Genomic DNA, 10,169 nt, shown 5'->3' on the forward strand with positions numbered 1-10,169 from the left:
TTTATAGTTTAGAATTTGTGTCTTTTCTTTTAGAATTTGTGTCTTTTTCCTTAGAATTTGTGTCTTTTGTAGCTTTAATATCTTGATAATCAAGTGTTTACGGTCGTATAATTACCAATCAAATAATTTGATAAAATAATTATCAATATTTGATGCCTCACGCTTTTTTAAAAAATGTATATAAAGTGTTGCTTTCGCAAGAGTTGAAAATAGGAAATAAAGAAAACCAAAATCAAAAAGGGAGGGAAAATAAAATAATAAAGAGGTGGTGAACTAAAAAGTTAGTTGCACTTGGTTTTTGCTAAAAATAATAGCGTTTTGAGATGACTTTGCTAATTAGTAGTTGATGTCAAAGAATTTTTGCAGTTAATTAGCTATTATAATTGCGTTTTAAGACATTTTGGGAGTACAGAAGCTACTCTTTATTATTTCATGTGATTTTAGTGGATTAGAAAGCAGATTCTATGCGGGTTTCACAATCACAATTTTAAACTAATAGATTAGTTTATTCTTTTATCCTCTATTAAAATTCACTTTTTCCTAAAACGATTGAGTTTTCTTCTTGATATACAGATAAAGAGAGTATTAAAATAGGGTCTCTCCGTCGTTTAAATTCAAAAAGTTTTTTCTCCTGTTCGGGCATTGTTCCAGCACAATATCTTATCACTTTATTGGTTGCAAATCCCTTATTGGGCCAAAAGTAAGATAGCACCCTATAAGTTAGAGACTATTAATAATTTATAGGGGAATTTTTAGGCAACATTTTTATATTCCCAAGCCCTTATTTTATCAATATCAAATCGTAAGTCTTGTTATTCAGAATTTTGGTTGTAACTAAAGAAAAGTCAAAAATTCCACGACTCTGCCAGAAAATTTTGAATTGAATATATTTTGCCTGTAATCAATTCTCAGGGGTTAAAATTTCTAAAATTGGTCTAAAATTTATGTTTAGAATAATGAGTCAGAACTTTATATCAAAACAGTAAGGGAAAAATAGCCATTGTTTTAAGGTAGTAATGCATAGAAAAATAGATTTGTTGGGTATTTTTTAACAATCATAAGAAATGAGTTGTTTGAGAATTACAATTACTCAAATGTGATTTCATCTGACTTGAAAATTTCTACGGAAGTCGTGGAAATTTTGACTTTTCTTTAGTTACAACCGATAATTTAGAAAAAAATATCCCAAATTTTTAGCGATAAAATCGCTAAAAAACCCTTATGAAATCAAGTTGGCGGCATGATTGCCCCACACTTTTTGATGCTATCCGTTTCTCGATGGTAAATCGTAATAAGAAATTATATTAAAAATTATACATATAACCCACTGAGAGGTGGTCGAATCCAGTGGCACTTGAGAAAGCATTTCTTCGGTATTCAAATTTGAAACTTCTTTTCCAACTTATTCCTATTCCTAATACCCCAGCAGCTTGTGATGAATTTGTATTGAAATATGCAAATCCTACATTGAAAAATGGTCTTATTTCGTTTTTCCCAAAATGTGTTCCTGCAAATAAAGCACCTCCTGCAAAATCCATAATTGGATAATTGTTTTTATAATAATTACCCTCTATCATTACGTAAGTATTTCTAAAATTTCGGGGAAAATTTAACCTTAATGCTACACCTGTAACCCAGTTTGAACCATTTTCAGTGTTCAAAAACACCCCTCCTTCAGCTCCAATAGAAAAATTTACTTTATCCTCAGCCTGTTTTTTATTAATGAAATTAATAGAATTATCTGTTTTACACTGTTTGTATTGATTACATAGTTTTAAAATATCCTCTTTCTCGAACTGAAGATTATCAGATACTTTTATAGCCTCACAATCGGCAAAGGCTGTTCGTAATTGACCTATGTATTTCTTTTTTTCTTCCAAATAGAGTATGTCTTGTTCATTATACAGATTTCGTTTTGAGTATAGCAGCTCTTGGAATAATTTATCTTTTTCAATAAATAAATGTACTCCTTCATTCTTATCAATCATTTGGTAGAGATTAATGTGCTGATTTTCAAAAAATATTCTTAAAAAGTAAAAACCCTCTATCGGTTTGGGTTGATAAGGATTGTTTCTTGAGGTTGGTAAATCTGAATACAAAGAGATAACGACCTTTTTTGAAATATAGACTTCATTATGAACCGTAAATTGTGCTATATCATCTGCTTCAATTGTTTGAATTGTATCATTTAACGAAACTCTAAATTGAATATTCTTTGGACTTTTGAGCCAGTTTTCATATTTAATAAACCCTTCAAATTTTTCACCATTTTTAATAATTTGTCCTCTTTCAAAATTTTGAGAGTATGTATTAATACTGATTAACAGGAGTAAAATGCTTACAATTATTTTTTGCATGATTTTAGGTATTGATGACTTATAAAATTACTATTTAATACAAACTACGTTTAGTTACACATATCAAGTGATTTTGGAGAATCTATCCAATCAACCAAAATAAGTTTACTTTTCCATTTAAGAATATTCTTCTTTTTGTCATAGTGAAAACTACTATCATTCTTAATAACAAATACATCTCCAATTTCAAATGTAGAGACACCATCAATTACTAAAATTGCCTTATTATTATCAATTATACAAAAATATTTAGACAAGGTATCTGATGGATTGTAATGCTTCATTGTTGTAGAATCTAAATCTAAACATATATATCCAGCTCCATGAGAGATTTTTTTTGTATGTGAAACCTTACCACTAAAATTTAAATTGGCATTTTGAAAGTATGTCTTAGCTCTACTATCAACACCAAAAAATATCTCATAGATACCATATATTAATATAGGACATCCAAAAGCTATAAATAAGAGTATTTGTTTTACACTATTTTTATTCATGTCAAAAACTATTTAGTGATTTAAGTTATTTAATATAATATCAAGCCAATTTCTTTTAAACGTAGGAATAACTGGAGTTAATAATGTTGAATATCCTGCTGATATAGCTCCTCCAAAATTTGCCCCTGCACCTACACCAATGCCTGCACCTATGCCAATACCCTTCCAGATACCAGCATCCATATAGTTCATATTTACACCAATACCTCCCCCTAATCTTAAGTTTGCTTCCAAAGCATAAGTTATAGATTTACCTTCAAATTGTGATGGGTGAAATCTATCTGATTGACTTCCCTTGTTTACCATTGCAAAAATACCAAGCGTTGCAGATGCTCCTATTTGAGCTCCCAAACCTATTCTACCTGTCGCTTGACCACCAATATAAGTGTACCAATACCCTCCATATTCCTTATTGAAAAACATCACTTTGGTAATATTTACGCCTGCGGAGCTACCAACAAAAATTTGAAGCCCAGCATCAGCAGAACCTACATATCCAATTGCCAAATCTTCAATATTTTTAAGTCCAATATCAACAGTTTTATTCTGACCTACTTTAGCTCCAATATTTACATTAATATCTGGTCCGGGTGCTTTTACGGTTAATGTCTTTCCATCAGAACCATGAATATTAACATCATCCTTACTATTATCTGTATTGGCTGCACTTTGATAAATTGTTGTTTGGTCATCATCTCCAACGGTATGAGAATTTCCATTAAAATCTTTAATCGTTTGAGATGCCATCCCATCGGGGTCAATAAACCGCAAAGGATTATTATTAGCATAAGTATAAGGACTAAATCTTCTTGAAATCTCACTAAGTGGGTCAATTGTCGTAAATCTCGGTACAATATTATCATACCATCTTGCCCCAAAATCGGTATAGCCTGTGCCTTGTAAACTCTCTTTTCCTGTGAACTTAAAGTTATCAGCCTTCCAAGCAGATTTTAAGAACGACAAAGTTGGTAACTCTTCACCCCACGCTCCATAAGCATTTGTTTGCGTAATTTTAGCCACGCCCAAAGAATCCCTAAACGCTACTCTTAAATTCCCTAAATGGTCTTTGATATTGTACTCATACTCACCATTGATAATTCTACCTTCATCGTGCGAAATTTGATACAAGGTAGCATTTTTATAAATCTTATTGGCTGAATAATCGGTAACATTTGAGCCAATGGTTTCTTTTAATTTTCTACCTGTGGCATCGTATTGATACAAAGTAGTTACGCCATTCTGAACAACTTTTTTAGGTAATTTAAGATAATTGTATTCAATCAGCGTAATCCCTTTGTTAGCATCAGATTTCAATGAGCCATCGGCATAATAGGTATAATCGGTTGTCCCTGTGGCATCGGTAAAACTTGCCGTTTCGGAACTTATATCATCTACTTTTAAAATCCTGTTTGAATTAGTATTGTAGGTATAATTGAGATTATCAATTATACCAAAAGTATTGTTCGCTTTCCAACCATTTCTTGACAGATTAGTAATATTGCTATTACTATCATAGCTAACGTTATTTAAAGAATAATCTTCCCCTGCTTTTGTACTTCCGTAGGCGGCCGCCGTTATTCTCGATGCTCTATCATAGGTATATTGATAGGCTCTTTGAATACCGTCGATTGAAGACTTCCAATACTGGTTTCTAATGTTGCCATCAAAGTATCCATCTGTACCCTCTTCGTATGCTAATTTTAAGCTAAAAAGATTATTGGTAAGATTACCGTTAGCATCAAGATTTATGCCTTTCAATCCCCCTCTGATGTGATTTTGATACGTTAAAGCATACAAATCTGCCGTATTATTATTGCCAAAATTAAGCGTTCCAAAGTTTTTAAGTGTTCCCTTATCATTCAGTATTCCTGCCGATGCGATTTCTCCCGAAGGAATAGTTATCGTATGCCCTTGATTAATGGTTACATTATCATTGGACAAAGGGAAATTACCTGATTGCCAAGTAGCTATATCCGTCCAATTTCCTGTTTTGAGCGTACTTTGAGAACTGCCTACTGGAGAAAACTTCTTGGCACTTAAACGCCAAACGCCATCGTATTCATATTTCCCGACTACCTTACCATTGTGCGAAAATGCCGTTCTTTTCCCTACATGACTATAAGCATATTCGTAAAGCTCTACTAAATCATTTGCTCCTGCTTTCTTATGGGTCATTCTCATTTTTAGAATCTCTCCATTAAAACGATATTGATAGTCTGTGCGGTCAATTCCGCCTACATGATTCTGTGAAAATTGCTGAATGATACGCCCCTTGTAATCATAATGGTTTAAAAACTTATACCAATCATTGGTCTCAAAATTTCTGACTAACATTCCCGTGAGCAATCCTTTGGTTAAGCCCTGAGCATGAAAGGCTTTAGCACTTTGAAAACTATAATTAGCATCGGTATTAAAAGCATAATCATCATAATAAAATACTTGCTTGGTATCCGTTTCTAAAGGTCTATAATTTGATGGGAAAGACTGATTGGTATAGCCTAATAAAGCCGTTCCTATCTGCTCATAAGGCGTTGTAATAGCATCAAAAGCCGTTTGCAAGGTCGATTGACTGGCAGTAGTATTTAGTAACCCTTTGGCAATCGGACGAGATAAAGCATCATATTTGGTAAATAAATAATAACCGTCTGCTAAGTCCTTATCGTCACGTTCTAAAACAATTTTATCGCTCTTATCGTACACGAAATATTTTGTTCCGCCTCCTGGAATATGTTTCGCCGATAGTCTTCCCAAATCATCATAAAAATATCCATAGCAAAATTCTTTATAAATGGTACTGGTGTCAGTAAATCCCTTAATTTTACCTGCCCCCTTTCCCATCTTATCGTATGCTTGAGGCATTACCACAAAGCGAAGGCGACCCAAGTCATCGTACACGTAAGCCGTAACTCCAAAGACAAATCCATCCGCTAATTGCTGAAATTTATGAGTAACCCTCCCTTGTCTATCTTTGATTTCTAAAGACAAACTTCCCCTTTCTGAAGTAGTAACATTATTATACAAAGAGCTTGCAGGATAAGAAGTGTCGGCTTTTACCGTTCCATCGTATTGAATATCAAATTGAGTTACTTCATTCCCTGTAATTTGATAAGCCATTGACACATATTTGTCTGCTGTTCGCCAAGCAGCACCCGCTCCAAATTGCTTTACTGGACGGTTTAGTGGACTATTTTCAAATATAGTTTCCGTACTGGGTGAACTATCTCCGTAAAAACTACTGGCTAAACTTTCGGAATAGCTTTTATATGCTCCTGTCAAAGCATCACTTGGCGTAGGTAAGATTTGTTTGTAGGCTCTGCCATTGGCATCGTACAAAGTGGTCGCCGTTACTAAATCTTTACTTTTATCGGGTGTTCCTTTCCAAATTAATGATTCAATCCCACGACCTAAACCATCCATGTAGCTAATATCGGTTTGCGTGCTATCTACGCCAGTTCCTAAAGAAGTACCTGTTTGAGCCGTTCTTGCCGTCCGAGTAACCAAGTAATTCATGGTATTGGTAGGCACAATTCCTAAGTTAGATAAAGCTGTTTCATTGGCATAATGGTAGGCAAAATCTTTTAGTAAATAATTTTGAGGGTCTTTTATCGAAATGAGACGATTATTATTATCATACTGATATGTAAGGGTGTAACCGTTTAAATCCGTTACCGAACTAAGCCCAACTAAAGGTTTATAATCATACGTGGTGCTTCTTGATAAAATGTTGCCACTCGTTCCGCCACCGATAGTCATGGTCTTTAATAAATCTCGTTTTCCTGCATCACTACTACCATAATAAGTTAAATCAACCGTCTGTCCACTACGAGTTTTATACTGGGTTAGATTGCCACGTGTATCATAACTATTAAAATCTATGGCGGTGAACAATGAGCCATCCCCTACTTTTGTCTCTATTTTTGAAGGCAAATAAGCATTGCCAAATAAAGCGTAAGTTGTCTTTTCATAAGAAATATCAGCCAATATTTGATTACTTTCATTATCACGTAATTCCGAACGTTTTTCGATAACAGGACTAATAATATCACGAGCTTTCATCGCAGTCAAAACCGTATTGTCAGGAAAATCAGCAGGATATTTAAAATAGGTCTGAATTGTCCTTGTATCAAGCGAAAAGTCAGGAGAAACTGGAACAGAAGCTGATTTACTCTCCGTAGAAGTTTGTTTATAAACCTGTAAATTGCTATTATAATCATACGAAGTTCTTTTGTCTAAAAAGGCACTCCCACTATAATAGACATCCGTTTCCACTAATTTTCTTAACCAACCTGAGTAGGTATTTAAGCCTTTGGAATAGACAATATTCTGACCTGTATTAACTCTAAAGAAGGCTGTTCCAATAAAAAAGGTAGGAGCTAAATAGCTATCCGAAAGAGCATAAACGTATTTCTTCTCTGAAACTAATTCTGTTAAATTCTTATAATACTTCACACTTTTAGGCATTCCTCTTCCAAAATCTTTACTGGAAAATGGTCCCAGAGAATTATTGGTTAATCCAAACCCATTTCCTAAAAAATCAGCGTAATCAAAATGAGAAGTGAAGGTGTGGTCGCTACGAGTATTGTTATTGATAGTCTGACGAACATTGTAATAATATACAGGCTCTTTACTCATCTGATAAAAGGGTTCAGATTTAAAAACCGTGTAGGTAATATTGTTATTGTTGGGACAAGAACTACCAAACACACTACTGCTACAATTCACTAATAAATTGATATTGAAAGCATAAGGAATCGTTATTTCGTCCACTATTCCACTCGAACGAGTTGAATCAGCAAAATCATTGTATTGGTACTGCTTAACAATAGTTCCACCTATCAGAGGTGTTTCTGTTATTTTACTTACTCGTAAACCACCAATGTTAGTACGTTTAGCACTATTAGCGGTTGCTCGGATATAGCCATACTCATTTAATTCATACTCAAACTCGGTAGTCCCTGCGGTGGGATAAATAATTTTCTTCAATGCTCCTGTTCGAGTAGATGCCAAATCTGGATTTCTATTTGCCCCAAATTGAGGTAATAGGGTTGTGTTAGATGCACCATTATAATAATTCCAATAATCAATACTTGTACTGGTAGATTTAATGGAAGAAGGAAGCGTATTATTGAAATACTCAAAACTATGAGCTGGCATAGCATTATTTCCTTGACTGTCTTTTTGTTGAATAGTCGTTAGTAATGCTTTTGTAGTAGTAGCGTTATAGGTAAAATTGAAAGACTTTAGCGTAGTTAAAGGACTGGTTTTCGCCGATATTTTTACTGATTGTAATAATTTAAAAAAACTATAAGGGTCTGGTGAGCCTCCAGGCGTAGTGGTATTATATTCCACGTGTGTAAAGTCTATTTTCCAATTACTCCCTTCAATGGTTTTTAAAAATGTTTCCGCACTTGAACTGGTAAAAGGTGTTGAGGATGATTCTTGATACTCACTGCCATCTGATGTATTTAAGTAATTTTGAGTTACCGAAGAAGTCGTATGATATTTTACTATATCGGTCTGAGACACGTGGTCATTCAAGTAGGTGAATGTCACTTTTTCTCCTGTTTGGGCTTCAATCTCGTATAAGTGCCATGCTGAAATCGTATGCTCCACCGAAGAAATGGCAAAATCTACATTAATAGGATTTGACCCTGTGAAACCAAAACGATACTTTGTTCCATCTTCCGTCGTAATTGTCCAATGAATGATATTTTGATAACCCATACCAAACAAATAGACTGTATTTTTCTTCCAAATGTATTCTATTTTAAGTTTTTGGTCAGAAACAATTTTAATTAAACCATCCGCTCCAAAAAAGAATTTACCTGAGAATTTATCACATGAAAAGTTAAATATATCAGGTTCTCCATCATATAAATCTTGAAAACTCCCAAAAGGATAGGGACAACTACTATTACAAATCCAAGCCCCAGTTGAAGGATTAATTACCTGAGCCACCGCATAAGCACTCATTAGATAACCGCCTTGATGAGCTGATTCAGGCAAAATAATTTTCTCGTCATGCCATGCTCCTTTTTGAGTTCGAGTGATAATTCCGCCCGCATTAAGCGTCCATCCACGACCCAAAACGCCACCATCTTCACTCGGTCTAAAACCTGTATAACGATATTGTAAACCAACAGGAACGGAAATAGAGCCTTCTATACCTGTATAAAGAGCAATTGGTAGATTAGGTAAGCCCGAACTAAGATTGAGAGCAACGTCACCAAAGCGACCCATTGATGCAGCATTAGGGGAAGGAGGGATAACATCGGGAACATAACCATTACTACTTCCCCCAGTAGTAAAATTAGTGATGTAGCCCTTTGACTTATCGGTAGAATCCACCAAGACTGAATCTCGATAATACTTACTTTTTAGGTTTTGAGAAAATAAAGGCAAGCAGAACAGTATTCCTAATAGGAATGAGCATAGAAATCTCTTCATAAAAAATGGACGGTTTTTTAAAGGATAAAACGATATATATTCAATTAAAATAGTTGCTTACTAAAGTTCAGACATAAAAAAACGTGAAACGTTACTTACTTGTCATCAAGGTCTCTGGTAAAACCTACAAAACAAAGCAAAGCAACGCTCACGGAAACGTGAGCATTTTGCTAATACTTTCCCGTTTTGTATTCATTAACTTTACCAGAGTTTTGATGAACAGGAACTTCAAGCTAAACGCTATAATATTTTATGTTTTTCTAATTCAAATTCAAGAGCAATGTTAAACGGACTTTTTTAATTGTCCAAAAAATCAACTCATTATTTATTCTTTTACCCCCAAAATAGGGTAATTCTACGTAACGTTTTTTCCAAAAAACAAGATAAATACAATGATGATACAGGTCGTTGTTCATCGTAAAAATGGACATTTTTTGTATTAATTAATGTAGGTACAAAACAGGAACATAGAGGTAGGTACAAAAAATAAGTAAGATAATTTGTCCTTCAAAAACGGTATTGTAACGTTACGTAACGCTTGTTTGTAACGTTACATGATACGTTTCAGATTAAATACACCAACCTATAAAAGGGTTATTCGAGATAGATAGGTTAGTAAACAAATTTTCCCAAATGGAATCCATTTGGGAAAAGCATAACACCACCTATTTTGATAAAGAGTCTTCTTTTTGAGAGACACTTTATTCGTTTTCAAAATTACCGATTTTAAAAATGGTAAACCATTAATTAAAATAAATTGTATATTCTTTTAAAGTTGGCAAAAAGGGGTTACTTTCGTGCGGGGATAATTTAAGAAATTAGTATAGCCCACTATACCAATTTTGAGAATGCACTCACTTCGTTTGTC

The 10,169-nt window shown here is 34.1% G+C and carries 3 protein-coding genes; all 3 read right to left on the reverse strand.

What is annotated here, in order from left to right; genetic code table 11:
• Positions 1–1,304: 1,304 nt before the first annotated feature.
• From LV89_RS24585 to LV89_RS24595, 3 genes are read right to left on the reverse strand one after another with little or no spacing between them, the layout of a single operon-like run.
• A complete protein-coding gene (locus LV89_RS24585; protein WP_109745645.1) occupies positions 1,305–2,357 on the reverse strand; it encodes a hypothetical protein in 1,053 nt (350 codons plus the stop codon).
• 50 nt (positions 2,358–2,407) lie between these two features.
• Complete coding sequence (locus tag LV89_RS24590) at positions 2,408–2,854, reverse strand: hypothetical protein (protein ID WP_109745646.1); 447 nt, start codon at positions 2,852–2,854, stop codon at positions 2,408–2,410.
• A 12-nt stretch (positions 2,855–2,866) separates the two neighbouring features.
• The gene (locus LV89_RS24595) at positions 2,867–9,301 is read right to left on the reverse strand and encodes a DUF6443 domain-containing protein (RefSeq protein ID WP_109745647.1); all 6,435 of its coding nucleotides are present in this window, start codon (positions 9,299–9,301) and stop codon (positions 2,867–2,869) included.
• Positions 9,302–10,169 lie beyond the last annotated feature (868 nt).

The organism is Arcicella aurantiaca (assembly GCF_003148625.1).
Classification (GTDB): domain Bacteria; phylum Bacteroidota; class Bacteroidia; order Cytophagales; family Spirosomataceae; genus Arcicella; species Arcicella aurantiaca.

Excerpts from the sequence above, each read along its gene's own strand:
- LV89_RS24585 (WP_109745645.1), bottom strand. The coding sequence starts at position 2,357 with ATGCAAAAAATAATTGTAAGCATTTTACTCCTGTTAATCAGTATTAAT.
- LV89_RS24590 (WP_109745646.1), bottom strand. The coding sequence starts at position 2,854 with ATGAATAAAAATAGTGTAAAACAAATACTCTTATTTATAGCTTTTGGA.
- LV89_RS24595 (WP_109745647.1), bottom strand. The coding sequence starts at position 9,301 with ATGAAGAGATTTCTATGCTCATTCCTATTAGGAATACTGTTCTGCTTG.